The sequence below is a fragment of the Streptomyces sp. ISL-96 genome (assembly GCF_018614035.1).
Lineage (GTDB): Bacteria > Actinomycetota > Actinomycetes > Streptomycetales > Streptomycetaceae > Streptomyces.
The window spans coordinates 195,037-220,271 of the sequence record NZ_JAGGPA010000001.1 but is presented as its reverse complement, the minus strand read 5'-3'; the positions used below and the strand labels follow the sequence as shown (position 1 = coordinate 220,271).

Genomic DNA, 25,235 nt, shown 5'->3' with positions numbered 1-25,235 from the left:
TCAGGCTCACCAGCTTGATTAGCGAAACGTAGTGATCCTGTGGCAGAGTGTCACGCACACGCCCGGCGCCCAGGCGACGTCGGGCACCCTCCTCGGTGGGGTCGTCAGACCTGGCCGACCAGCGTCCGGAGCGACGTGCCACGCGGACTGACGACTCCGGCCGTTCAGCACCAGGGCACGAAGACGATCGGCTCGCGCCCTGAGTAACGCTCAGGATCGCTCAGTCAATCAGAGACGCTTCGGGTACCTCGGGCGGCCCCTCGGGGATGGCGTGCACCTCGACCGGATCGTTTCCGGGCTTGCCCCCGGGGCCGGGACAGGCCGACGCCCGCGCGGCGATCTCCAGGGCACGGTCCTCGTCCTTGACGTCGACCACCCAGTAACCGGCCAGGATGCGTCCGGGCGCAGCGGGCCCGTCGGTCACCTTCGCCCGGCCGTCGTCCGTCGCCCGTACGGTCTTGACCATCGAGGGCCCGCCGAGACCACGTGCCTCCACGAGCTCGCCGGCCGCGCCGATCTCCTGGTTGAGCGCGTCCATGTGCGCGAACATCGCCAGCATGTCTTCCTTGGAGAACGACGACATCATGCCGTCCCACTCATCGGCGGGCACGTTCATCTGGATCATGTACTGCATGTTCCTCACCCTTCCGGGGTGCTGATGGCCTTGTGCAGTGGTAGACGTCCGGGCGCCGCAGAACTCATCGCCTCCCACGCTTGCAGGTAAGCCACAGTCCCGCACCCGGTAACGCGGGTAAGGGGCACCCCGCATTGCGGGGTGCCCCTTACCTTGACGTACGAGAAGCGGGAGACGCGGCGGCTACGGCAGCGCCAGCATCCGCTCTAGCGCGAGCTTCGCGAACTGCTCGGTCTCGCGGTCGACCTCGATGCGGTTGACCAGGTTGCCCTCGGCCAGCGATTCCAGGGTCCACACCAGGTGCGGCAGGTCGATGCGGTTCATGGTCGAGCAGAAGCAGACCGTCTTGTCGAGGAAGACGACTTCCTTGTCCTCGGCCGCGAACCGGTTGGCGAGCCGGCGCACCAGGTTGAGCTCGGTGCCGATGGCCCACTTGGAGCCGGCCGGGGCCGCCTCCAGCGCCTTGATGATGTACTCCGTCGATCCGACGTAGTCCGCGGCCGCCACGACCTCGTGCTTGCACTCGGGGTGCACGAGGACGTTGACGCCCGGGATGCGCTCGCGCACGTCATTGACGGACTCGACCGAGAAGCGGCCGTGCACCGAGCAGTGCCCGCGCCACAGGATCATCTTCGCGTTCCGCAGCTGCTCGACGGTCAGGCCGCCGTTCGGCTTGTGCGGGTTGTAGAGCACGCAGTCGTCCAGCGACATGCCCATGTCGCGCACGGCGGTGTTGCGCCCGAGGTGCTGGTCGGGCAGAAAAAGGACCTTCTCGCCCTGCTCGAAGGCCCAGTCCAGCGCGCGCTTGGCGTTCGACGACGTACAGATCGTGCCGCCGTGCTTGCCGGTGAACGCCTTGATGTCGGCGGAGGAGTTCATGTACGAGACGGGCACGACCTGCTCGGCCACTCCGGCCTCGGTCAGTACGTCCCAGCACTCGGCGACCTGCTCGGCGGTGGCCATGTCGGCCATCGAGCAGCCGGCCGCCAGGTCGGGGAGTACGACCTTCTGGTCGTCGGAGGTGAGGATGTCCGCGGACTCGGCCATGAAGTGCACGCCGCAGAAGACGATGTACTCGGCCTCCGGCTTGGCGGCCGCGTCCTTGGCCAGTTTGAAGGAGTCCCCGGTGACATCGGCGAACTGGATGACCTCGTCACGCTGGTAGTGGTGACCGAGGATGAAGACCTTGTCCCCGAGCTTTTCCTTGGCGGCGCGGGCGCGCTCGACCAGGTGCGGGTCGGAGGGGGACGGCAGGTCGCCGGGGCAGTCGACACCCCGCTCGCTCTTGGTGTCGGCCTCACGGCCGAGCAGCAGCAGAGCGAGCGGCGACGGCTGGACATCCAGTGGCTGGGCGGTGGTCACGACACGCACCCTTTCTTGTCTGCGAACACACTTTTCGTCGATTTGACGTTATCTATCATAACCGCTTCACGTCACTTTGACGACGACGATGTCGTCGATGTGACGAATTCCCGTCGCCGCGCGCGCCGTGCCGCTGCGGATGGCGGTGTGCGAGCATGAATGGAGAAGACAGGCGCTCAGGCCTGGAATGAATCCGCGGCCGCGCCGGTTGCACAGGTCGGCAAGCAGTCCGTACAACCCGGGAGAGATGTAGATGTCCGTTCAGGACGACAAGACCACCGTGAGCGACGGCATTCTCCTGTCCGACGCCGCCGCCTCCAAGGTCAAGGCCCTGCTGGACCAGGAAGGCCGGGAGGACCTGGCGCTGCGCGTGGCCGTCCAGCCCGGTGGCTGCTCGGGCCTGCGGTACCAGCTCTTCTTCGACGAGCGCTCGCTCGACGGCGACGTCGTCAAGGACTTCGACGGCGTCAAGGTCGTCACCGACCGCATGAGCGCCCCGTACCTGGGCGGTGCCTCCATCGACTTCGTCGACACCATCGAGAAGCAGGGCTTCACGATCGACAACCCGAACGCCACGGGCTCCTGCGCCTGCGGCGACTCGTTCAGCTGAGAACTCGCAGCGAAAGAAGGCGGCGGCCCCGGACCGGGACCGCCGCCTTCTTCGTACGCGCACGTACGGCCCTACGCGCGCGGCACGGCCTCACCGCTCCGCGAGTCCACGACCTTCCGGCCGTCCAGCGGCTTGTCGAGCGTCACCGTCTCCTTCAGCTCCTTGGCGATCAGGATGCAGGCCCGCCCGGGGTCCGGATTGGTCTCGGTGATCTTCACCTTCACCGCCCCGTTCTCCTCGGTCGCCTTCGCCGCGTAGTCGCTGCACACGCCGCCCCAGAAGTGCAGGGTGAGCTTGCGCCCGTCGGCGCTGTACGACTGGACCTGCCGCGGCTCCGCCGACGGCTTGCCGCTCTCGGGCGGAGCCGGTGAGGCGGGCGGCTTGGCCAGGTAGTCGGGATCGACCGCGGGGTGCGTGATCGTGAACGGCTGCGCGCCGCCCCCGGGCTTCACCTCGAAGAGCCACGAGGGTACGAGCGCCTGCCGCCCGTCGACGTACTGTGCGGCCAGCCCGAAGACCGCCCCGCCCACGGCCACGGGCTCCGGCGGGGCCGGCGGCTGCCCGCCGTCCGGCTCGCAAGGCGACTGAGCCGCGTCGCCCTCGTTGCCCTTGTCGCCGTGCGGCACGGGCGTGGCGCAACCACCGATGCCGGTCTTGCCGGCACCCTGCCCGGCCTTGTTCAGCTGCTTCAGCGCCTCGTCGGCGCTGATGACCGGATACTCGGCGCCCCTGGTCAGGCTCTTCAACTGCCCGCTGCCGCCGACCGGTTGCCCGTCGGAGCCGATCTGGATACCGGTCGCCCAGCCGTACGTCGGCAGCCCGCCCACCTCGGGGTCGGCGTTCACCACCCGTACCGCGCCCATCAGTTGGCGGGCGTCCAGCTTGGCGTCGTCCTGGCCCAGCGCCTTCAGCACGGGCGCCGCCGCCTCCTTCGCGGCCTTCTCGCTCACCGCGGGCCCCTCGCCGCCGGGCCGGTAGGAGGTGTCGGGGCACTTGTCGGCCTTGGCGCAGTTGTCGCTGCCGCCCGGCCCGTACTTCGCGAACGTCCAGGTGCCCGGCGCCTGCTTGTTGACCTGGAGCACGGGCCCCGAGCCGTCCTTGGTCACCCCGACCTTCCAGGCGGTGCCCTCGACGCGCGGCTTGCCCGGTACGCCGAGTGCCTTCGCCAGCCGTGCCACCTCCGCCTCGGTGACCGCGCCCGACGCCCGGTACACGTGGGCGGAACCGGGCCCCTGGGGCAGCTTCCCCTCGGCGCGGTAGGTCACCCCGCCGTGCGGGTCGGGTTCGCCGGGGGCGATGCCCGGCGCGCTGCCGTCCGTATGGCCGTCGAGGTTGAGCGGCGGCGGCGTCGTGCCGTCGCCCGCCGCCGGTCCGCTCCTCGTACCGCTGCCTCCGCCGTCCGCGGCGGTCGACGCCCAGTAGGCGGCGCCGCCCCCGGCCAGCAGCACCGCTGCGGCCACTGAGGCGGCAGCCAGCGGAGAACGCCGCCTGCGGACGCCGGCCGCGCCCTCTTCCTCTTCCGGTCGCTCGGTGCTCACCGCATCGCTCCTTCGGCTGCTCTGCCGTCCTGTGCCGTATGTCGTCTCCCCTTTACGGGGGACACCGGTGGGACGGAGCGGGGGAGCGTGCGGTTCCCCTCGTACTCCCCGCGTACTCCCCTCGTGCGCCTCGGGGTCCGGGATCAGCCCCCGTATTCGGACATGCCGCCCACCAGGCGCGCCGACGCGGGCGGCACGGTGATGCCGTGGATGAGCGAGGCCGGCACGGGCGCGGAAGCGGCCGTCGCGGGCACGGCCCAGTGCGGGACCATCCTTGCGCAGTCCCCGCGCAGTTCCTCCAGGCCGCCGTCCTGCTCGGCGGCGCGGGCGGACGACGTAACGCTGTGCTTCTGCATGCGGGATGCTCCCGTAGCTCTGGGGTCCGCCACGCTGCGGACCTGATGCTGGCACCGTAGGCAGCAGGCACGTCCGTAAAAAAGCCCTACTATTGGGTAGTTTTGCCGCTTAGTGCGAGAGGGCTACGACCAGGTAACGTGAACTGTCAACGCCACCCCTTCACAGGAGCGTCCTCGTCGTGCGTATCGCAGTCACCGGCTCCATCGCCACCGACCACCTCATGACCTTCCCCGGCCGCTTCGCCGACCAGCTGGTCGCGGACCAGCTGCACACGGTTTCGCTCTCCTTCCTGGTCGACAACCTCGACGTACGCCGGGGTGGTGTCGGCGCCAACATCTGCTTCGGCATGGGCCAGCTCGGCACGGCGCCGATCCTGGTCGGCGCGGCCGGCTCGGACTTCGACGAGTACCGCGCGTGGCTCGACCGGCACGGAGTGGACACCGGCTCGGTGCGCATCTCCGAGGTGCTGCACACCGCCCGCTTCGTGTGCACCACCGACGCCGACCACAACCAGATCGGCTCCTTCTATACGGGCGCGATGAGCGAGGCCCGCCAGATCGAGCTCCAGGCGGTCGCCGAGCGCGTGGGCGGCCTGGACCTCGTCCTGATCGGCGCGGACGACCCCGAGGCGATGCTGCGTCATACGGAGGAGTGCAAGACCCGGTCCATCCCGTTCGCGGCGGACTTCTCGCAGCAGATCGCCCGCATGACGGGGGACGACATCCGCACGCTGCTCGACGGTGCGACGTACCTCTTCTCCAACGAGTACGAGAAGGGGCTCATCGAGTCCAAGACCGGCTGGACGGACGAGCAGATCCTCGGCAAGGTCGGCCACCGCGTCACCACCCTTGGCTCGCGGGGTGTGCGCATCGAGCGCGTCGGGGACGAGCCGGTGGTCGTCGGCTGCCCCGAGGAGGACGGCAAGGTCGACCCGACCGGCGTCGGCGACGCGTTCCGTGCCGGGTTCCTGTCCGGGCTCGCCTGGGGCGTCGGCCTTGAGCGCGCCGCGCAGGTCGGGTGCATGCTGGCGACGCTGGTGATCGAGACGCTGGGCACGCAGGAGTACACGCTGCGCCGCGCCAATTTCATGGACCGCTTCACGAAGGCGTACGGCCACGCGGCGGCGCAAGAGGTCCACGCGCACCTGGCGTGACCCCTGGGGCCGGGCCGCTGCCCCAGACCCCGCTCCTCAATCGCCGGACGGGCTCCATAGGAGCCCGTCCGGCGGCCGGCACCCGTCAGCTCACGCGCCGCACCACGTACGCCGCGCCCCGCTCCGCCGGGCGCTCGCCCATGTACTCCTGCCCCCGCATCCCGCACCACGCCGGAATGTCCAGCCGAGCCGCCTCGTCGTCCGACAGGACAGTCACCGTCCCCCCGACCGGCACATCGCCGATCACCTTCGCCAGCTCGATCACCGGGATCGGACACCGCTTGCCGAGCGAGTCCACGACCAGCGACTCCGCCTCGGCCGGCCCCGAAGACTCGACCGGCGCCCCCAGCCGCTCCCGCACCCCCGCCACCGCCCCCGGCAGCACCTCCAGGAAGCGGTCCACGTCCTGCGGCGCAGTCCCCGGCGGGAGTGAAATCCGGACGTTGCCCTCCGTCAGTACCCCCATCGCCCGCAGCACATGGCTCGGAGTGAGCGTGCTGCTCGTGCACGACGAACCGGACGATACGGAGAAACCGGCCAGGTCCAGCTCGTGCAGCAGCGTCTCCCCGTCGACGTACAGACACGAGAAGGTGACCACGTGCGGCAGCCGCCGCACCGGATCGCCGACCACCTCCACATCCGGTACGAGCTCCGGCACCCGCGCGCGGATCCGGTCCACCAGTGCCCGCAGCCGCACCGCCTCGGCGGCCGCCTCCGCCCGTACGGCCCGCAACGACGCGGCCGCCGCCACGATCGCGGGCAGGTTCTCGAAGCCGGCCGCCCGCCCGGACTCCCGCTCGTCGGCGGGCCCTTGTGCCGCGAACCGCACGCCCTTGCGTACGACCAGCAGCCCGACCCCCGCCGGTCCGCCCCATTTGTGCGCACTCGCCGTGAGTAGCGACCAGTCGCCCTCCACCGGTCCCCACGCCAGCGACTGCGCCGCGTCCACCAGCAGCGGCACACCCACCGCCCGGCACTCCTGTGCGATTTCGGCCACCGGCTGCTCGGTGCCGACCTCGTGGTTGGCCGACTGCAGGCAGGCCAGCGCGGTGTCGGCGCGAAGGGCTTGGGCGTACGCCGCCGGGTCCACCCGGCCCGCTCGGTCCACCGGGACCTCGGTCGTCGTACCGCCCGCCGCCTCGTGCTCGGCGGCCGAGTGAAGCACCGAGGAGTGCTCCACGGCGGAGACGACCAGGTGGCGGCCGACACGTCGGCGGGCGGCCAGTGCGCCGGCGATCCCGGTGTGCACCGCGCGGGTGCCGGAAGAGGTGAATACCAGCTCGTCGGGTCGGCAGCCCACCGCTTCCGCCGCCGCCTCCCTCGCCGCGTCGAGCAGCATCCTGGCGCGCCGCCCCTCGCGGTAGAGACGGGAAGGGTCGGCCCATCCCTCGTCGAGCGCGGCCAGCAGGGCCTGCCGGGCGACGGGGTGCAGCGGGGCTGAGGAGGCGGCGTCGAAGTAGGGCACAACGCCACGCTAACTCCCCGGCCCCGTCGGATGGCCGGTCAGATAGGGGGCGGAGGCCGGGATTCCACTGATAAGCCATCCCTTCGGGGAGGGGTGCGGCGCGTTGGGCACCCTCCCCGCGCGACCCCAAATAGCGTCCAGTAGGGTTTGGTCCGCATAAACATCCAAACCCCTGCCCGCGTCAGGGCCGGCGACCGACCAGCGAGACGGCCGCAACCAACCGCGCGGGCGAGACTCTCGGGAAGGCGCTACGTGAGTCCCAACGGCTCCGACCGCTCGTCGCGGCGCCCGATGCGGCGGAAGCTGCTCCAGGTGCTGACCGCGGGCGTGGTCCTGGCGACCGCCTCTGGTTGCTCGTACACATGGGAAGACTTCCCCCGCCTCGGGATGCCTACCCCGGTCACCGAAGAGGCTCCCAGGATTCTCTCCCTCTGGCAGGGCTCGTGGGCGGCAGCGCTCATCACGGGCGTCCTGGTATGGGGTCTGATCCTGTGGAGCGTCATCTTCCACCGGCGTAGCCGCACCAAGATCGAAGTACCTCCGCAGACCCGGTACAACATGCCCATCGAGGCGCTGTACACCGTGGTTCCGCTCATCATCGTCTCGGTCCTCTTCTACTTCACCGCGCGCGACGAGTCGAAGCTCCTCGCGCTCTCGGACAAGCCGGCCCACACCGTCAACGTGGTCGGCTTCCAGTGGAGCTGGGGATTCAACTACGTGGAGAACGTGGACGGCGACGCCGCCACGGGCGTGAAGCCCCCCAAGGAGCTCAACGCCATCCCGGACATGTACACCAAGCAGTTCCCCGCAGGCGCCGAAGGCGTCTACGCGGTCGGTACTCCGGGCGAGCGGAACCCGCAGAACGGCAACCCGGGTCCGACCCTGTGGCTGCCGAAGGGCGAGAAGGTTCGCTTTGTCCTGACTTCGCGTGACGTCATCCACTCCTTCTGGGTGGTGCCGTTCCTGATGAAGCAGGACGTCATCCCCGGCCACACCAACGTCTTCGAGGTGACCCCCACGCGTGAGGGCACCTTCAAGGGCAAGTGTGCCGAGCTCTGCGGTGTCGACCACTCCCGGATGCTCTTCAACGTGAAGGTCGTCTCCCCGGAGCGTTACCAGCAGCACCTCAAGGAGCTGGCGGAGAAGGGCCAGACCGGCTACATCCCGTCCGGTATCGAGCAGACCGACCCGGCCAGGAATGCGGAGACGAACAAACTGTGAGCATCCTCAATCAACCCAAGGGTGCCGCGGCGGCAGACGGCTCGTACTACGAGAACGAACTGCCGGTACGGCGCAAGCAGCCGGGAAATGTCGTCATCAAGTGGCTGACCACCACTGACCACAAGACCATCGGCTCGCTCTACCTGATCACGTCGTTCATTTTCTTCTGCGTCGGCGGCGTAATGGCGCTCTTCATGCGCGCCGAACTCGCCCGTCCCGGCACGCAGATCATGTCGAACGAGCAGTTCAACCAGGCGTTCACGATGCACGGCACGATCATGCTGCTGATGTTCGCGACGCCGCTGTTCGCCGGATTCGCGAACTGGATCATGCCGCTGCAGATCGGCGCGCCCGATGTGGCGTTCCCGCGGCTGAACATGTTCGCGTACTGGCTGTACCTCTTCGGCTCGCTCATCGCGGTGGCCGGCTTCCTCACCCCGCAGGGTGCGGCCGACTTCGGCTGGTTCGCCTACGCCCCGCTGTCGGACGCGGTCCGTTCGCCGGGCGTCGGCGCCGACATGTGGATCATGGGTCTGGCCTTCTCGGGCTTCGGCACGATCCTCGGTTCGGTCAACTTCATCACCACGATCATCTGCATGCGCGCACCCGGCATGACGATGTTCCGCATGCCGATCTTCACCTGGAACGTGCTGCTGACCGGTGTCCTGGTCCTGCTCGCCTTCCCGGTGCTGGCTGCCGCGCTCTTCGCGCTGGAGGCGGACCGTAAATTCGGTGCGCACATCTTCGACGCGGCCAACGGCGGATCGCTTCTGTGGCAGCACCTGTTCTGGTTCTTCGGGCATCCCGAGGTCTACATCATCGCGCTGCCGTTCTTCGGAATCGTCTCCGAGATCATCCCGGTCTTCAGCCGCAAGCCGATGTTCGGTTACATCGGCCTGATCGGCGCGACGATCGCGATCGCGGGCCTTTCGGTCACGGTGTGGGCGCACCACATGTACGTCACGGGCGGCGTGCTACTGCCGTTCTTCTCGTTCATGACCTTCCTTATCGCGGTACCGACCGGTGTGAAGTTCTTCAACTGGATCGGCACCATGTGGAAGGGCTCGTTGTCCTTCGAGACACCGATGCTCTGGACGGTCGGCTTCCTGATCACCTTCGCCTTCGGTGGCCTGACCGGTGTCATCCTGGCTTCGCCCCCGATGGACTTCCACGTCTCCGACTCGTACTTCGTCGTCGCGCACTTCCACTACGTCGTCTTCGGCACGGTGGTCTTCGCGATGTTCGCCGGATTCCACTTCTGGTGGCCGAAGTTCACCGGCAAGATGCTGGACGAGCGCCTCGGCAAGATGACCTTCTGGACGCTGTTCGTGGGCTTCCACGGCACGTTCCTGGTGCAGCACTGGCTCGGCGCCGAGGGCATGCCCCGTCGTTACGCCGACTACCTCGCGGCCGACGGTTTCACCCTGCTGAACACGATCTCGACGATCGCCTCGTTCGTGCTGGGCCTGTCGCTGCTTCCGTTCTTCTACAACGTCTGGAAGACCGCGAAGTACGGCAAGCAGATCGAGGTCGACGACCCGTGGGGTTACGGCCGTTCGCTGGAGTGGGCGACTTCCTGCCCGCCCCCGCGGCACAACTTCCTCACGCTGCCGCGGATCCGTTCCGAATCCCCGGCATTCGACCTGCACCACCCTGAGATCGCCGCTCTCGACCAGCTCGAGAACGTCGGCCACAAGGACACCGCGCTGCTCGGCGGCAAGGAGGCCGGCAAGTGAAGATCCAGGGCAAGATGTTCATCTGGCTGAGCGTCTTCATCCTCGCCATGGCGATTGTCTATGGCTTGTGGTCGAAGGAGCCCGCCGGAACCACGGCGCTCTTCCTGGCCTTCGGCCTGAGCATCATGATCGGCTACTACCTGGCCTTCACGGCCAAGCGTGTGGACGCCATGGCTCAGGACAACAAGGAGGCCGACGTGGCGGACGAGGCCGGCGATGTCGGCTTCTTCTCGCCGCACAGCTGGCAGCCGCTCTCGCTGGCCGTCGGTGGCGCGTTCGCCTTTCTGGGCGTCGCCCTCGGCTGGTGGCTGCTGTTCTTCTCGCTGCCGCTGATCCTGATCGGCCTCTTCGGCTGGGTCTTCGAGTACTACCGCGGTGAGAGCCAGAACCAGTAGAAGCACTCGCAACACGCCCGAGGGACCCGCCCACCTGTACGTCAGGTGGGCGGGTCCCTCGTTTGGCTTCTCCCGGCGCGCCGTACGCGTGAAATATTCCTAATGTGTGATCATGACCCACGCACTTCGACCCCGGACGGTTCTGAGCTGCTCCTTGCTGATCGCGTCCCTCGCGGCGGCCGGGACGGCGTGCAGCGGAGCCGGCAGGGGACATCCGCTCTCCGCGGCGCCGTACGACGCCGCGGACCAGGTCTCCTTCAATACGGACACCGGCACGGCCAAGGTCGATCCCGAGAAGCCCCTGGAGATCACCGCCAGGAACAGCGACAGCCGGATCACGGATGTGACGGCCTCCGACGCCACAGGGCGCTATCTGGCGGGCGAACTCTCCGCCGACGGCACCCGCTGGCACAGCACCGCCCCACTGGCGGCAGGAGCGCGCTACACGGTCAAGGTCGCCACCGAGGACGAGGACGGCGCGCCCGGTGCGCGCACCCTCGCCTTCGAGACGTCCGTCCCCCCGAGGAAGCGCCTGCAGGTCACCTTCGGCCCCAAGGCCGGCAAGTACGGCGTCGGCCAGCCCATCACCGCCGAACTCAGCGCCCCCGTCAAGGGCGACCCGGCCAGAGCGGTCGTCGAGCGCGCCCTGAAGGTACGCTCCCAGCCCACGGTGCAGGGGTCCTGGCACTGGGTGGACGACAAGAAACTGCACTTCCGCCCGAAGGAGTACTGGCCGGCCAACGCCACCATCACGGTGCGCAGCACCCTCGAAGGCATCAAGGTTGCCGACAGGCTCTACGGCGGCCCCGCGAAGCCGTTGCGGCTCACCACCGGGGACCGGCTGGAGGCCATCACGGACGCCGGCTCGCACCAGATGACGGTCAAGCGCAACGGCAAGGTGATCAACACCATTCCGGTGACCACGGGCAAGCCCGGCTTTTCCACGCGCAACGGCGTCAAGGTCGTACTGGGCAAGGAGCACTTCGTACGGATGCGCGGTACGACCGTCGGCATCGCGGAGGGCACAGCGGACTCGTACGACCTGCCCGTCTACTTCGCGACGCGGGTCACCTGGAGCGGTGAGTACGTCCATGCCGCGCCCTGGTCGGTCGGCTCCCAGGGGTCGGCCAACGTCAGCCACGGCTGCACGGGCATGAGCACGAGCAACGCCGAGTGGTTCTTCAAAACCGTCCGCGAGGGCGACATCGTCCAGGTCGTCAACAGCGCCGGGAACATGATGGACCCGTTCGGCAACGGCTTCGGCGACTGGAACGTGCCCTGGGACAAGTGGCGCAAGGGCAGCGCCGTGCTGGCCGGTATCGGGGAAGGCGCGAGCCCCGTCGACGCGGCCAGGCTGCGGCCGGAGGTCTGACGGGGCCCAGGGCCTGTCCGGCGGATCATGGCCGGGGCCGCGACGCCTGGCACGGCACCTCGCCGCGTTGCCGAACCGCCCGAATGGCTCCGCCATTAGGACGCTCCGGCGCCTTGCGATGCACCGCACCAGACGCCGCGGCCTTTCCGACCCTGATCCGCCGGACAGGCCCTCGCGCGGGTGTCACGCCTCGACGGCGAGCCTGCCGCGCAGCAGAGCGGCCAGTGCGTCCGCGAACTCCACGGGGTCGACCGGAAGGGTCACAGCCCTCTCGGCGCGGCTCCAGGTGGCGAGCCAGGAGTCCTGCGGGCGCCCGATCAGCAGCAGCACGGGCGGGCAGTTGAAGATCTCGTCCTTGATCTGCCGGCATACGCCCATGCCGCCCGCGGGCACCGCCTCGCCGTCCAGGACGCAGACGTCGATACCGCCCTTGTCCAGCGCCTTGAGGACGGCCGGCAGCGTGGCGCACTCGAAGAACTCGACCGGCGGGACGTCCGCGGCGGGCCTGCGACCCGCCGCCAGCCGCACCTGTTCGCGGGTGTTCGCGTTGTCGCTGTAGACCAGGACCGTGGCGGTCATTGTTCCTCCATGCATCTGAAAGCCCTCGAAGGCTCGGTGTTGGATCAGGAACCGATGCGCGGATGCTACTCCGTCCGACAGCCAGTCAGCAGGGGTTCGTATCTGCCTTCGACGGTACTCCCGATGGGCCGTTCGGCTCAGGTCACAGCGCCTTCTCAGAGCATGAACACACCGAATGGCACCCCCGGGAGTGAGGGCGGGATAAGCGACCGACATAATGTCGGTCGTGGCGACAGCAACGACAGTAGACAAAGGGCTCGCGCACCCGTCGGTCAATCGACCGAACCTCACCAGCGTCGGAACCATCATCTGGTTGAGTTCCGAGCTGATGTTCTTCGCGGCCCTCTTCGCGATGTACTTCACCCTGCGATCGGTGACGGGTCCCGAGTTCTGGAAGCAGCAGGCAGAACACCTGAACTTCCCGTTCTCGGCGACGAACACCACCATCCTGGTGCTCTCCTCCCTCACCTGCCAGCTCGGCGTCTTCGCCGCCGAGCGCGGGGACGTGAAGAAGCTCCGGGCGTGGTTCATCCTTACGTTCGTGATGGGTGCGATCTTCATCGGAGGCCAGGTCCTCGAGTACACCGAGCTGGTGAAGGACGCGGGCCTCTCGCTCTCGTCCGACCCGTACGGCTCGGTGTTCTACCTGACGACCGGCTTCCACGGACTGCATGTGACGGGCGGACTCATCGCCTTCCTGCTGGTCCTCGGCCGCACCTACGCGGCCAAGAGATTCACCCACGAGCAGGCAACCGCCGCCATCGTCGTGTCCTACTACTGGCACTTCGTCGATGTCGTCTGGATCGGCCTCTTCGCCACGATCTACATGATCAAGTAGGTCGGGTCCGTAACCCGGCCCACATCCAGCACCCATCGACGCAGAAGATCCTGACACCGGGGTAATCCGTGAAAAAGCTCTCCGCACGACGACGCCATCCGCTGGCGGCGGTCGTCGTACTACTCCTCGCGCTGGCGGCCACCGGGGGGCTGTACGCCGCGTTCGCGCCCGCGGGCAAGGCCCAGGCCGATGAAACCGCCCAGTCCCTCGCCATCGAGGAGGGCAAGAAGCTCTACGCCGTCGGCTGCTCCAGCTGCCACGGCACCGGCGGTCAGGGCAGCTCCGACGGCCCGTCCCTGGTAGGCGTCGGCTCTGCCGCAGTGGACTTCCAGGTCGGCACCGGACGTATGCCGGCCCAGCAGCCCGGCGCCCAGGTGCCGGAGAAGAAGAAGATCTACTCGCAGGCCGAGATCGACCAGCTCGCCGCGTACGTCGCTTCTCTCGGCGCCGGCCCGATCACGCCGACCGAGAAGCAGTACAGCCCCGAGGGTGCGGACATCGCCAAGGGTGGCGACCTGTTCCGTACCAACTGCGCCCAGTGCCACAACTTCACGGGCGAGGGCGGTGCCCTGACGAACGGCAAGTACGCCCCGAGCCTTGAAGACGTGAGCCCGAAGCACCTCTACGAGGCCATGCAGACCGGCCCGCAGAACATGCCGTCCTTCCCCGACACGACGCTGCCGGAGCAGCAGAAGAAGGACATCATCGCGTACGTCAAGACCGTGAACGGCGAGGAGACGGAGACGCCCGGCGGCTTCGCGCTCGGTGGCCTCGGCCCCGTCAGCGAGGGCCTCTTCGGCTGGATCTTCGGTCTCGGTTCGCTGATCGCTATCGCCGTCTGGGTCGCGGCCCACACCGCTAAGGCCAAGAAGTCATGAGTAGCCAAGAGATTCCAGAGAAGAACCTGCCCAGTGAGCAGGACACCGCGCACGGCGCGGTAGCCGTGGCGGAAGACCCGTTCGCGGACCCGGGGCTGCCGCCCCACAAGCCGCGTATCCAGGACATCGACGAGCGGGCCGCCAAGCGCTCCGAGCGCACGGTCGCCCTGCTGTTCACGCTGTCCATGCTGTCCACGATCGGCTTCATCGCCTCCTTCGTGGCGTTCCCCGTCGACCAGATCGTGTACGTCTGGCCGCTCGGGCACGTAAGCGCGCTGAACCTGTCGCTGGGCCTGACGCTCGGTCTCGCGCTCTTCTGCATCGGCGCGGGCGCGGTCCACTGGGCCCGCACCCTGATGTCCGACCACGAGGTCGCCGACGAGCGTCACCCCATCGCGGCCGAGCCCGAGGTCAAGGCCAAGGTCATGGCCGACTTCAAGGCAGGCGCCGAGGAGTCCGTGATCGGCCGCCGCAAGCTGATCCGCACCACGATGTTCGGCGCGCTGGCCATGGTGCCGCTCTCCGGTGTGGTGCTGCTGCGCGACCTGGGCCCGCTGCCCGAGGACAAGCTGCGCCACACGCTGTGGGGCGCGGGCAAGCAGCTCATCAACATGAACACGAACGAGCCGCTGCGTCCCGAGGACGTCGCGGTCGGTTCGCTGACCTTCGCCAAGCCGGAAGGCCTGGAGGAGGACAACCACGAGTTCAACAACGAGATCGCCAAGGCGGCCCTGATGATCGTCCGGCTTCAGCCGGCGGACATCAAGGACAAGCGCGAACTCGACTGGTCCCACCAGGGCATCGTGGCGTTCTCGAAGATCTGCACCCACGTCGGCTGCCCGATCAGCCTGTACGAGCAGCAGACGCATCACGTGCTCTGCCCGTGCCACCAGTCCACTTTCGACCTCTCCGACGGTGCCCGCGTCATCTTCGGCCCGGCCGGTCACGCCCTCCCGCAGCTGCGGATCGGTGTGAATGACGAAGGTTTCCTCGAAGCGCTCAGCGACTTCGAAGAGCCCGTCGGTCCTAGTTTCTGGGAGCGCGGATGAGCACCGTGAGCGACGACAAGCGCAAAGAGGCACCCGCGGGTGAGCGGGTAGCTGACTGGGCCGACGGCCGGCTGGGTATCTACAGCCTCGCCAAGGCCAACATGCGCAAGATCTTCCCGGACCACTGGTCCTTCATGCTGGGTGAGATCTGCCTGTACAGCTTCATCATCATCATCCTCACGGGTGTGTACCTGACGCTGTTCTTCCACCCGAGCATGAACGAGATCGTGTACCACGGCTCGTACGTGCCGATGCAGGGCATCCGCATGACGGAGGCCTACGCGTCGACCCTGGAGATCAGCTTCGACGTCCGAGGTGGTCTGCTCATCCGGCAGATCCACCACTGGGCCGCGCTGATCTTCATCGCGGGCATGTTCGTGCACATGATGCGCGTGTTCTTCACGGGCGCGTTCCGCAAGCCGCGTGAGATCAACTGGCTGTTCGGCTTCCTGCTGTTCGTCCTGGGCATGTTCACCGGTTTCACCGGCTACTCGCTCCCGGACGACCTGCTCTCCGGCACCGGTGTCCGCTTCACGCAGGGCGCGATCCTCGCGACGCCCGTCGTCGGCACGTACATCTCGTTCTTCCTGTTCGGCGGGGAGTTCCCCGGCCACGAGATGGTGGCCAGGTTCTACTCCATCCACATCCTGCTGCTGCCGGGCATCATGCTCGGCCTCGTGGTGGCGCACCTGATCCTGGTCTTCTACCACAAGCACACGCAGTTCGCGGGTCCCGGCCGTACGAACAAGAACGTCGTCGGCATGCCGCTGCTGCCGGTCTACATGGCCAAGGCCGGAGGCTTCTTCTTCCTGGTCTTCGGTGTCATCGCGGCCATCTCGGCACTGTTCACGATCAACCCGGTCTGGGCGCTCGGCCCGTACCGCCCGGACCAGGTGTCCACCGGCGCCCAGCCCGACTGGTACATGGGCTTCGCCGAAGGCCTGATCCGTGTCATGCCCGGCTGGGAGATCAACCTGTGGGGCCACACGCTCGCCCTGGGCGTGTTCATCCCGCTGGTCGTCTTCGGTCTGGTTCTCGGTGCGATCGCGGTCTACCCGTTCATCGAGTCCTGGATCACCGGCGACAAGCGCGAGCACCACATCCTGGACCGGCCGCGCAACGCGCCGACCAGGACCGGTCTCGGCGTCGCCTGGATCACCGGCTACATGATCATGCTGCTGGGTGGTGGCAACGACATCTTCGCCACGCACTTCCACCTTTCGATCAACTCGATCACCTGGTTCGTGCGGATCTCCTACTTCGTGGGACCGGTCCTCGCGTTCATCATCACCAGGCGGATCTGCCTCGGCCTTCAGCGCCGCGACAGGGACAAGGTGCTGCACGGACGCGAGACCGGCATCATCAAGCGTCTGCCGCACGGTGAGTTCGTCGAGGTCCACGAGCCGATCAGCCAGGCGCAGATGCACGGCCTCACGGCGCACGAGCAGTACGCACCGGCCGAGATCGGCCCGGAGGTCGACGAGAACGGTGTCAGGCGCAAGGTGACGCGCGGCCAGAAGCTGCGGGCCAAGCTCAGCAAGGGTTACTACGGCGAGGGGAACCAGATCCCCAAGCCGACCGCCGAGGAGTACCAGGAGATCACCAGCGGCCACGGCCACCACTGATCTCTGACCTGACCCACAGGTCGCCACAGCGGGAGCCCCGTCCAATCGTCGGACGGGGCTCTTCGCTGTCCGCCCGGCTGGATAGGGTAGGAGGCATCCTTACTGGCTGTGGACCCTGGAGCGGACCATGAACGTTGTGACCCCGGTTGGCGGCGACAGCGTGGCGGCCGGCTCCTGGCCAGGTGTGCTGAACCCCCTGCTGCGCGGCGAGAATCTCTCCGCGGACGACACCGCCTGGGCCATGGACCGCATCATGAGCGGCGAGGCGACGGATGCCCAGATCGCGGGTTTCGCGGTCGCGCTGCGCGCCAAGGGGGAGACGGTCGACGAGGTCACCGGTCTCGTACGGGCGATGTACGCGCACGCCAACACCATCGAGGTGCCCGGCCGTACGGTCGACATCGTCGGTACGGGCGGCGACCTCGCCAAGACCGTCAACATCTCCACCATGTCCGCGATCGTCGTGGCCGGAACCGGCGCCAAGGTCGTCAAGCACGGCAACCGGGCCGCCTCGTCCGCGAGCGGAGCCTCGGACGTCCTGGAGAAGCTCGGCGTCAACCTGGAGCTGACGCCGCGGCGCGTCGCCGAGGTCGCGGAGGAAGCGGGCATCACCTTCTGCTTCGCGGTGAAGTTCCACCCCGCCCTGCGGTACGCCGCGAAGGCACGCAAGGAGCTGGGCGCGCAGACGACGTTCAACATCCTCGGCCCGCTGACCAACCCGGCGCGGGTGAAGGCGCAGGCGGTCGGTGTCGCGGACGCCCGGATGGCCCCCATCGTGGCGGGTGTTCTCGCCGAACGGGGGAATTCCGCGCTCGTCTTCCGGGGCGACGACGGCCTCGACGAGCTGACCACGACCGCGACCTCGCGGGTGTGGATCGTACGGAACGGGGTGGTCACGGAGCAGGCCTTCGACCCGCGCGACGTGGGCCTGGAGATGGTGCCCGTCGAGGCGCTGCGCGGCGCGGACGCGTCGTACAACGCGGACGTCGCGAGGCGGCTGCTGGCGGGCGAGACCGGACCGGTGCGGGACGCGGTCCTGCTCAACACGGCGGCGGCGCTGGTCGCGCTCGACCCGACGGACGCGTCCCTGAACGAGCAGCTCGCGGCGGGGATCGCCAAGGCGGCCGAGGCGATCGACTCGGGGGCGGCGCGGGCGGCGCTGGAGCGCTGGGTGGCTGCCAGCAACAGCTGAGTGCGGATGGTGTGTGACGCAAGGCGTAGTCCGAATTCTGGACTACGCCTTGCGTCTTCTTGATCGTGTGGCAAGATGCTTGGCAGGTCATGAGTGACAGCGTTTTGGCCCCGGCTTGCTGTCCGGCAACCCTCCGTCCGTGGCGGGGTGCCCCGGGTGAAGACCAGGTCGTAGACAGAAAGGTCTACGGCAAGCGCGGACCCCTCGAAGACTTGGGGTCCTGGTTCTCAGGGAGCCTCTTGTGAGCAAGCGAATGCGATAGGGCCTTTCGCCCCTTCTTCGCACACCCCTTTTCTTTTCTTCTCCAGCGCTGCGCTGCCGCGTATCTGTCGCGTATCCGCCGGCGCGGGGAATTCGCCTGCCTTCTTCGGGAGTTCGCCATGTCTGTCTCCACCGCTGCCGCCGACCAGACCGTTTGTCAGCCTCTGCCCGTTCTCGGGCGAGATGTCCTCGTGCCGCTCGTGACGGGTGGCGAGGTCACCTACGCCGCTCTCGACTACGCGGCCAGCGCCCCGGCCCTCCAGCGCGTGTGGGACGACGTCGCGGCGTACGCCCCGTACTACGGCAGCGTGCACCGCGGCGCCGGGTACCTCTCGCAGCTGTCGACGGACCTCTTCGAGAACAGCCGCGCCACCGTCGCCGAATTCCTCGGCTGCCGCGAGAGCGACCAGGTGGTCTTCACCCGCTCCACGACCGACTCGCTCAACCTGCTGGCGGCGGCCCTGCCCGCCGACTGCCAGGTGTTCGTCTTCGAGACTGAGCACCACGCCTCGCTGCTGCCCTGGCGCCACGCGCAGGTCAACTTCCTGAACGCGCCCCGCACTCCGGCCCAGGCCGTCGAGACCCTGGAGCGCGCCCTGGCCGACCGTGACCCCTACGGCCCGGCTCTGGTGTGCGTCACCGGCGCGTCGAACGTCACCGGTGAGCTGTGGCCGGTCAAGGAGCTCGCCGCCGCGGCCCACGCGCACGGCGCCCGGATCGTGCTCGACGCCGCGCAGCTCGCGCCCCACCACCCCCTGGACATCGCGGAGTTGGACGTCGACTGGGTGGCATTCTCCGGACACAAGCTGTACGCGCCGTTCGGCTCCGGGGTGCTCGCGGGCCGCGCCGACTGGCTGCAGAGCGCCGAGCCGTACCTCGCGGGCGGCGGCGCCTCCCGCAAGGTCGCCCGCCGCGCCGACGGCGGCGTGGACGTCGAGTGGCACACCACGGCCGCCCGCCACGAGGCCGGTTCGCCCAACGTCATCGGCGTGTACTCGATCGCCTCCGCCTGCAAGGCGCTGACGGAGGCGGGCTTCGACTCGCTGGTCGAGCGCGAGCAGCAGCTGGTGACGAAGGTGCTGGAGGGCCTGGCCGAGGTCGACGCGGTGAGGGTGCTCTCCCTCTTCGGTGACGACGCACCGCGCGTCGGAGTCATCTCGTTCGTCGTCGACGGCTGGAACAGCTCGCACTTCGCCGCCGCGCTCTCCGCCGAGTACGGAATCGGCGTACGGGACGGTCTGTTCTGCGCCCACCCGCTGGTCCGCACACTGCTCGGCAGCGACCCGCAGGACCCGGGCGAGTGCGGCGCGCCGGAGGCCGAGCCGGGCGAGCGTTCGCTGAACGCGATCCGCGTGAGCTTCGGCGCCGGGACGCCCGACGAGCACGTCGAGCGGTTCGTGGGCGCGGTGAAGGAGCTCGTCAAGGACGGCGCGAAGTGGAACTACCGTACCGAGGAAGGCCGTTGCGTCCCGGCAGTGTGAGTCGTCCTGCCCGCGCCCTCGCGGGGGCCGAAGACGCGGTCGCCCGGAGGCGCGTTACGCGTCGAGGCCGATCGCGAAGGCCGCTTCCAGGTCGTGCTGCGAGTACGTACGGAACGCGACATGCGTGTCCGTGCCCTCGACGCCCGGGATCTTGCTGATCCGGCCGGGGATGACGTCCGCCAGGTCGTCGTGCCTGGCGACGCGGACCATGGCGATCAGGTCGTACGTACCGGTGACCGAGAAGACTTCGCTGACGCTGTCCAGCGCGGCGATCGACTCGGCGATCTCGGGGATCCGGTCCACGCTGGTCTTGATGAGCACGATCGCGGTGATCACGGTTGGCTTTCTCCCTCGGTGGCCGGCGGCGCTGAAGTCCTCACTCTAGTCGTACGCCGACTACGCCCCCAGGCGTAGAGGAAGCCCGCGCAGAACCCCGCCACGTGGGCCAGATAGGCCACTCCCGGCCCCGACCCCGCGCTCCGCGCCGCCAGCCACTGCAGGACGAACCAGAAGATCAGCACGATCCAGGCGGGGAAGCGCAGCGGCAGGAAGAGGAGGAAGGGAAACAGACTCGTGACGCGCGCCCGGGGAAAGAGGAAGAGGAAGGCGCCGAGCACCGCCGAGATCGCTCCCGAAGCCCCCACCAGCGTCTGGTCCGAGCCGGCATGGGCGACGGCGTACACGACGAGGGCCAGGTAGCCGCAGCCCACGTAGAAGAGGGCGAACTGGACGCGGCCCATCCGTTCCTCGGCCATCACCCCGAAGACGAACAGGAAGAGCATGTTGCCCAGCAGGTGCAGCCAGCTGCCGTGGACGAACAGGGCGGTGAGCGGGGTGAGGAGCGCGCCGGGGGCGCCGCTCAGCAGTTCGCTCGGGATGACGCCCCAGCGCTCGAAATATCCGCTCTGCGCGGCGAGGAGGAAGTCACCGGTGCCGTAGACCGCATTGAGCCCGGAGAGGGGGCCGATGACGAAGATCAGGCAGCACAGACCGATCGCGCCGTACGTCACCACGGGTCCCCGCGCCGCTTCCCGCCCATTGATCATGCCCGAATCATCCCGTAACGGGAGCGGCCGGGACAGACCGCCTCGCCGGGCCCCGTCCCGCACCGTGGACGGTCCGCCGCAGGGGGTACCTGTGAGGCCGTAGGGTTACGGGCAGTAGGCACGACGAAAGAGGACGCACGATGACCACGGTTCCCCTGCCGACTGCCGAGACCCGGTGGCGCTGCGCCCTGTGCGGCAATCTCACGCGTTTCGATGTGACCCGCTCGTCGAAGGTGATCGAGTACGTCCACCTCGACCTGGCCGGAGAGTCGAAGGTCGAAGAACGCGAGGTGGTCAGTGAGACCATCGAGTCCGTGCGCTGCCGCTGGTGCAACGCGGTGGACCAGATCGAACTGGTGGACAGGCCGGGCGCCGGCTCCTGAGCGGACCGGCCCGAAAGGGTAGTGGGGTGACGGATTGTGGAGCATGCAAGCGGCGCTGAACCGGCCGGACCGGCCGGGGACGCCGCCGAGGTGCTCGACCGCCCGCTGCCCGAAGGCGTACGGCACAAGGTCGTCGCACTGGTCTCGGACGCGTTCGGCGGGCTCACCGTCGCCGAACTTCCGTCCCAGCTGAGGCAGTACGCCCGTTTTACCCCGACCCGGCGCGCCAAGTTCGCGGGCAACGCGATGGCGGCGGCCCTGGAGGGCGACCCGCTGTTCCGCCAGCGCATCGGCGAGAAGCTGCGCGAGGCGCAGCCGGAGCTCTCGCGCGCGCTGGAGTCCGGCTCGCCGCCCGCCGCCGCCGACCCGGTCGATGTGGCCGCCGCCGCGTACGTGCTGCGCCCCGCCGGCTGGGTCAAGCTGGTGGCCGCCGCGGGCGAAGAGGCGCTGCGGGCGGACGCCGAGCGCGCCGACGAGGCCGCCCAGCGCGAGCTGGAGCAGCTGCGCGAGGAGCTCGCGCACGCGCGCGAGCACACGAAGAGCGAGACGGAACGGCTCCGCACGGAGCTGGAGGCCGCCCGCAAGGAAGCCGACGTACTCAGCCGGAAACTGCGCAGCGCGCTGAGTGATGTGAAGCGCGGCGAGGCTGCCCTGCGGCGTACGAACGCCGAGACCGAGGCGCTCAAGTCCGACGCCGCCGCGCGGGTCGCGGCCGCCGAGAGCGAGTCGCGGCGGCTGCGGGCCCGTCTCGGCGAGGCGGAGGCGTCCGTCGAGGCCAGCCGCAGGGCGGTGCGCGAGGGCCGCAGCATCGAGGACATGCGGGTGCGGCTGCTGCTCGACACGGTGCTGGAGGCCGCTCAGGGGCTGCGCCGCGAGCTGGCCCTGCCGCCCGCCTCCGTGCATCCCGCCGACACGGTGGACGCCGTCGAGCCGGGCCGTATGACCCCCAAGGACATCGCGGCCAGGGCGCTCTCCGAGACCGACCCCGCGCTGCTCGACCAGCTCCTCGAACTGCCGCAGTGTCATCTCGTCGTGGACGGCTACAACGTCACCAAGACGGGCTATCCGCAGATGCCGCTCGACAAGCAGCGGCTGCGGCTCCTCGGCGGCCTGTCGATGCTCGCGGCGCAGACGGGCGCCGAGGTGACGTGCGTCTTCGACGGCGCGGAACTGGTGGCGCCGGTGCTGCTCGCGCCGCCGCGCGGAGTGCGGGTGCTGTTCAGCAAGCCGGGGGTGACCGCAGACGAGCTCATCAGGCAGCTCGTACGGGCGGAACCGCCGGGGCGGCCCGTCGTGGTGGTGTCCACGGACCGCGAAGTGGCCGACGGGGTCGCCAGATCGGGCGCGAGGCCCGTCGCGTCCGCCTTGTTGCTGAAGAGGCTTTCGCGCGTCTAGTGACTTCTCGGCGTAATGCCCGAATTAGGGAAACGCGCTGTCAAGTGGCCGTTACTACGCGTGTGGTGTAAGTAAAGATTGTGACCACTGGGTGAGTTTTTACACCTGAGGATTTGAACTGATCACAAGAAGGTCACTAAGGTCTGCCCTCGAACCTTCGAACGGTTGATCACCCATCCGGGGTGTCAGCGAAGGTACCGCCGAGTCCACTCAATTCGGTCCAATTTCCGCGGGGGAACCGAATCGTGGAGCCGGGGATCACGTCCCCGACCCCGGTAGGCGGCTCGAGGAAGAAGGAGCTCGCCTTCGTGGCGTCCCACCGTCGTCCCAAGCAGCCGAGCCGCACTCGTGTGACTGTGCTCACCGCGACCGCAGCCGCAGCTGTCGCTCTCACGTCCCAGACCGCTCAGGCCGACCCCAAGCCGACCAAGAGCGAGGTCAAGGCCAAGGTCGACAAGCTCTACCACGAGGCCGAAGCCGCGACGGAGAAGTACAACCTGTCCAAGGAGCGGCAGGACAAGCTCAAGGAAGAGGTCGACAACCTCCAGGACAAGGTCGCCCGCGGCCAGGAGGACCTCAACGACCTGCGCGGCGAGCTCGGTTCGGTGGCCAGCGCGCAGTACCGCTCCGGCGGCATCGACCCCTCCGTGCAGCTTTTCCTCTCCGCCGACCCGGACAGCTACCTCGACAAGGCCGGCGCGATCGACCAGTTGAGCGCCAAGCAGGCCGAGTCGCTCCAGAAGATCCAGGCGAAGCAGCGCACCCTCGCGCAGCAGCGGGCCGAGGCGACGGACAAGCTCGACGACCTCGAAGACGTACGCCAGGAACTGGGCGAGAAGAAGAAGAAGTTCCAGGGCAAGCTCGCCGAGGCGCAGCGGCTCCTGAACACGCTCACCGCCGCCGAGCGCGAAGAGCTGCGGGAGAAGGAGCAGCGCGCCAGCCGCGCGGCCAGCGAGCGCGTGAACCTCGGCAACGAGAAGCCGGCCTCCGGCCGGGGCGCCGCCGCGCTGAACGCCGCGGCCACCCAGATCGGCAAGCCGTACATCTCCGGCGCGACCGGGCCCAACGCGTACGACTGCTCCGGGCTGACCCAGTGGGCGTTCGCCCAGGCCGGTGTCTCCATATCCCGGACCACGTTCACCCAGCACAACGACGGCCAGAAGCTGTACAGCAAGAGCCAGCTCCAGCCGGGTGACATGGTGTTCTTCAACAACCTGGCGCACGTCGGCTTCTACGCCGGCAACAACCAGATCCTGCACGCGCCGAAGCCGGGCACCGTGGTGCGCTACGAGTCGATGGACTACATGGGCACCTTCCAGTTCGGCGTGCGTGTCTGACAAACGCCAGTCACAACGGCCGTTGCCGACACCGCCCATTCGGGCGAATTCCGGCAACTCCCGCTGACTGTCCGCCCCGCCGGTGACCTGCTTCTCCGGCGGGGCGCCGCTGTTTGCGCCCGGTCCGCGCCCATTGAGATCTTTGGCCGCCGTGTGATCGCACCGCTACTGTCTGCTCGCGCAGCTCCCCGGTCCATTGGTCCGCCCGCCCGGGCGGCAGGGGGCTGCACGCAGTGGAAGGAGTGCGGCTTCCTGTGGCGACCCACCGGCGTCCCTCACAGTCCGGCCTCACGCAGAGCGCCCGGGCCACAGTCCTGTCCGCGGCCGCGGCGACGGCGGCAGCGCTCCTCACGTCCCCGGCGAGCGCGGATCCCCATGACACCTCGGCCACCTCGGCCACCTCGGCCACCTCGGCCACCGCCGCGACCACCCAGGCGCGGGTCGACCGGCTCTTCGAGCAGGCCGAGCAGGCGACCGAGCGGTTCAACAAGGCCGACGAGCTCGCGGACCAGCTGCGCGAACAGGTCGGCCGGGCCCAGGACATGGTCGCGCGAGGCCAGGAGCGCATCAACCGCATGCGGGGCGCACTCGGTGCGGTCGCGGGCGCCCAGTACCGGGCGGGCGGCCTGGATCCGGCCCTCGCCCTGCTGCTGTCCGAGAACCCCGACAGCTACCTCTCCAAGGCCGCGGCGCTCGACCGCATCGGCGCCCGCCAGGTGAGCGCCCTGAGTCAACTCAGGGACGCGCAGCGCAAGCTGGGCCGACAGCGCGCCGAGGCCTCCGCCAAGCTCGGCGAGCTGGAGCGCAGCCGGGCCGCCGTCGCCCGCCACAAGCGCACCGTGGAGGCCAAGCTCGCCGCGGCGCGGCGGCTGCTCAACTCACTGCCGAAGGAGGAGCGCGAGGAGTACGACGACCGGTCCTCGCGTTCCGGCGACCGCGGCGACACGCCGCCGCCCATGCCGGGCGGCGCACCCGCCTCCGGGCGGGCCGCGGCCGCCGTGCTGGCGGCGCAGCAGGCCGTGGGCAAACCGTACATCTGGGGCGCGAACGGCCCTTCGGGCTTCGACTGTTCGGGCCTCACCCAGTGGTCGTACGCGCAGGCGGGCGTCTCCCTGCCGCGCACCTCGCAGGCGCAGCGGTACGCCGGACGGCAGGTCCCCCTCGACCAGGCGCAGCCCGGGGACCTCGTGGCGTACCGCGACGACGCGAGCCACATCGGGATGTACGTGGGCAACGGCCAGGTGGTGCACGCGCCCTATCCCGGCGCCCCGGTGCGCTACGACCCGGTCGGCATGATGCCGGTCTCGTCGGTGACCCGCGTCTGAGCC

General features: G+C 68.7%; 24 protein-coding genes and 1 riboswitch. Of the genes, 16 read left to right on the top strand and 8 right to left on the bottom strand.

Annotated elements, in window-relative coordinates:
• Window positions 1–220: 220 nt before the first annotated feature.
• Both J7E96_RS00990 and nadA read right to left on the bottom strand, forming a co-directional pair.
• The gene (locus J7E96_RS00990) at window positions 221–634 is read right to left on the bottom strand and encodes a YciI family protein (RefSeq protein ID WP_251069204.1); all 414 of its coding nucleotides are present in this window, start codon (window positions 632–634) and stop codon (window positions 221–223) included.
• Window positions 635–817: 183 nt separating this feature from the next.
• Complete coding sequence (gene nadA, locus J7E96_RS00985; protein WP_215126381.1) at window positions 818–2,005, bottom strand: quinolinate synthase NadA; 1,188 nt, start codon at window positions 2,003–2,005, stop codon at window positions 818–820.
• Window positions 2,006–2,249: 244 nt separating this feature from the next.
• Between nadA and J7E96_RS00980 the strand changes: the two genes are divergently transcribed.
• Window positions 2,250–2,606, top strand: a complete 357-nt coding sequence (locus tag J7E96_RS00980) for an iron-sulfur cluster assembly accessory protein (protein ID WP_069929089.1) — start codon at window positions 2,250–2,252, stop codon at window positions 2,604–2,606.
• Between the two features lie 71 nt (window positions 2,607–2,677).
• Here J7E96_RS00980 and J7E96_RS00975 read toward each other — a convergent pair whose 3' ends face one another.
• Both J7E96_RS00975 and J7E96_RS00970 read right to left on the bottom strand, forming a co-directional pair.
• Window positions 2,678–4,144: a hypothetical protein gene (locus J7E96_RS00975; protein ID WP_215126379.1), complete on the bottom strand. Its 1,467-nt coding sequence runs from the start codon at window positions 4,142–4,144 to the stop codon at window positions 2,678–2,680.
• A 143-nt stretch (window positions 4,145–4,287) separates the two neighbouring features.
• Window positions 4,288–4,500 carry a hypothetical protein gene (locus tag J7E96_RS00970; RefSeq protein ID WP_215126378.1) on the bottom strand — a complete coding sequence of 71 codons (213 nt, stop codon included), beginning with the start codon at window positions 4,498–4,500 and terminating at the stop codon, window positions 4,288–4,290.
• Window positions 4,501–4,679: 179 nt separating this feature from the next.
• Between J7E96_RS00970 and J7E96_RS00965 the strand changes: the two genes are divergently transcribed.
• The gene (locus J7E96_RS00965; RefSeq protein ID WP_215126376.1) at window positions 4,680–5,654 is read left to right on the top strand and encodes a carbohydrate kinase family protein; all 975 of its coding nucleotides are present in this window, start codon (window positions 4,680–4,682) and stop codon (window positions 5,652–5,654) included.
• 85 nt (window positions 5,655–5,739) lie between these two features.
• Here the strand turns inward: J7E96_RS00965 and J7E96_RS00960 are convergent, their stop codons facing one another.
• On the bottom strand, window positions 5,740–7,119 hold the full coding sequence (locus J7E96_RS00960) for a cysteine desulfurase/sulfurtransferase TusA family protein (RefSeq protein WP_215126374.1): 1,380 nt from the start codon (window positions 7,117–7,119) through the stop codon (window positions 5,740–5,742).
• 252 nt (window positions 7,120–7,371) lie between these two features.
• Between J7E96_RS00960 and coxB the strand changes: the two genes are divergently transcribed.
• From coxB to J7E96_RS00940, 4 genes are all read left to right on the top strand, one after another.
• Complete coding sequence (gene coxB / locus J7E96_RS00955) at window positions 7,372–8,340, top strand: cytochrome c oxidase subunit II (protein WP_215126372.1); 969 nt, start codon at window positions 7,372–7,374, stop codon at window positions 8,338–8,340.
• The gene (gene ctaD / locus J7E96_RS00950; RefSeq protein ID WP_215126371.1) at window positions 8,337–10,076 is read left to right on the top strand and encodes a cytochrome c oxidase subunit I; all 1,740 of its coding nucleotides are present in this window, start codon (window positions 8,337–8,339) and stop codon (window positions 10,074–10,076) included. Before coxB ends, ctaD begins: the two co-directional genes overlap by 4 nt.
• Window positions 10,073–10,471, top strand: a complete 399-nt coding sequence (locus tag J7E96_RS00945) for a cytochrome c oxidase subunit 4 (RefSeq protein WP_215126369.1) — start codon at window positions 10,073–10,075, stop codon at window positions 10,469–10,471. The genes ctaD and J7E96_RS00945 overlap by 4 nt, the downstream gene beginning before the upstream one ends.
• A gap of 112 nt (window positions 10,472–10,583) precedes the next feature.
• On the top strand, window positions 10,584–11,843 hold the full coding sequence (locus J7E96_RS00940) for an Ig-like domain-containing protein (protein WP_215126367.1): 1,260 nt from the start codon (window positions 10,584–10,586) through the stop codon (window positions 11,841–11,843).
• Window positions 11,844–12,026: 183 nt separating this feature from the next.
• Here J7E96_RS00940 and J7E96_RS00935 read toward each other — a convergent pair whose 3' ends face one another.
• Window positions 12,027–12,422 (bottom strand): hypothetical protein, encoded by a 396-nt coding sequence (locus J7E96_RS00935; RefSeq protein WP_215126365.1) that lies wholly within the window; start codon window positions 12,420–12,422, stop codon window positions 12,027–12,029.
• A 217-nt stretch (window positions 12,423–12,639) separates the two neighbouring features.
• Between J7E96_RS00935 and J7E96_RS00930 the strand changes: the two genes are divergently transcribed.
• From J7E96_RS00930 to J7E96_RS00905, 6 genes are all read left to right on the top strand, one after another.
• The gene (locus J7E96_RS00930; protein ID WP_214977517.1) at window positions 12,640–13,260 is read left to right on the top strand and encodes a heme-copper oxidase subunit III; all 621 of its coding nucleotides are present in this window, start codon (window positions 12,640–12,642) and stop codon (window positions 13,258–13,260) included.
• Between the two features lie 68 nt (window positions 13,261–13,328).
• Complete coding sequence (locus J7E96_RS00925) at window positions 13,329–14,138, top strand: c-type cytochrome (protein ID WP_215126363.1); 810 nt, start codon at window positions 13,329–13,331, stop codon at window positions 14,136–14,138.
• Entirely contained in the window at window positions 14,135–15,187 is a 1,053-nt protein-coding gene (locus J7E96_RS00920) for a ubiquinol-cytochrome c reductase iron-sulfur subunit (RefSeq protein ID WP_215126361.1), read from the top strand. The genes J7E96_RS00925 and J7E96_RS00920 overlap by 4 nt, the downstream gene beginning before the upstream one ends.
• Entirely contained in the window at window positions 15,184–16,812 is a 1,629-nt protein-coding gene (locus tag J7E96_RS00915; protein WP_215126359.1) for a cytochrome bc complex cytochrome b subunit, read from the top strand. The genes J7E96_RS00920 and J7E96_RS00915 overlap by 4 nt, the downstream gene beginning before the upstream one ends.
• 127 nt (window positions 16,813–16,939) lie before the next feature.
• A complete protein-coding gene (gene trpD, locus J7E96_RS00910; RefSeq protein ID WP_215126357.1) occupies window positions 16,940–18,004 on the top strand; it encodes an anthranilate phosphoribosyltransferase in 1,065 nt (354 codons plus the stop codon).
• An 85-nt stretch (window positions 18,005–18,089) separates the two neighbouring features.
• Window positions 18,090–18,206, top strand: a riboswitch (SAM riboswitch).
• A gap of 178 nt (window positions 18,207–18,384) precedes the next feature.
• The gene (locus J7E96_RS00905; RefSeq protein ID WP_215126355.1) at window positions 18,385–19,746 is read left to right on the top strand and encodes an aminotransferase class V-fold PLP-dependent enzyme; all 1,362 of its coding nucleotides are present in this window, start codon (window positions 18,385–18,387) and stop codon (window positions 19,744–19,746) included.
• Window positions 19,747–19,800: 54 nt separating this feature from the next.
• Here J7E96_RS00905 and J7E96_RS00900 read toward each other — a convergent pair whose 3' ends face one another.
• Both J7E96_RS00900 and J7E96_RS00895 read right to left on the bottom strand, forming a co-directional pair.
• On the bottom strand, window positions 19,801–20,082 hold the full coding sequence (locus tag J7E96_RS00900; RefSeq protein ID WP_065488891.1) for an Lrp/AsnC family transcriptional regulator: 282 nt from the start codon (window positions 20,080–20,082) through the stop codon (window positions 19,801–19,803).
• Window positions 20,079–20,792: a rhomboid family intramembrane serine protease gene (locus J7E96_RS00895; RefSeq protein ID WP_215126353.1), complete on the bottom strand. Its 714-nt coding sequence runs from the start codon at window positions 20,790–20,792 to the stop codon at window positions 20,079–20,081. Before J7E96_RS00895 ends, J7E96_RS00900 begins: the two co-directional genes overlap by 4 nt.
• Before the next feature lie 140 nt (window positions 20,793–20,932).
• Here J7E96_RS00895 and J7E96_RS00890 point away from each other — a divergent pair, with 140 nt between their 5' ends.
• The 4 genes from J7E96_RS00890 (at window position 20,933) to J7E96_RS00875 (ending at window position 25,232) form a co-directional block, all read left to right on the top strand.
• Window positions 20,933–21,175: a hypothetical protein gene (locus J7E96_RS00890; RefSeq protein WP_028811405.1), complete on the top strand. Its 243-nt coding sequence runs from the start codon at window positions 20,933–20,935 to the stop codon at window positions 21,173–21,175.
• A 36-nt stretch (window positions 21,176–21,211) separates the two neighbouring features.
• Entirely contained in the window at window positions 21,212–22,570 is a 1,359-nt protein-coding gene (locus tag J7E96_RS00885; protein WP_374196626.1) for an NYN domain-containing protein, read from the top strand.
• A 308-nt stretch (window positions 22,571–22,878) separates the two neighbouring features.
• Window positions 22,879–23,907, top strand: coding sequence for an NlpC/P60 family protein (locus tag J7E96_RS00880; protein ID WP_215126351.1), 1,029 nt, complete (start codon window positions 22,879–22,881; stop codon window positions 23,905–23,907).
• A gap of 254 nt (window positions 23,908–24,161) precedes the next feature.
• Window positions 24,162–25,232 (top strand): NlpC/P60 family protein, encoded by a 1,071-nt coding sequence (locus tag J7E96_RS00875; protein ID WP_215126349.1) that lies wholly within the window; start codon window positions 24,162–24,164, stop codon window positions 25,230–25,232.
• Window positions 25,233–25,235: the final 3 nt, after the last annotated feature.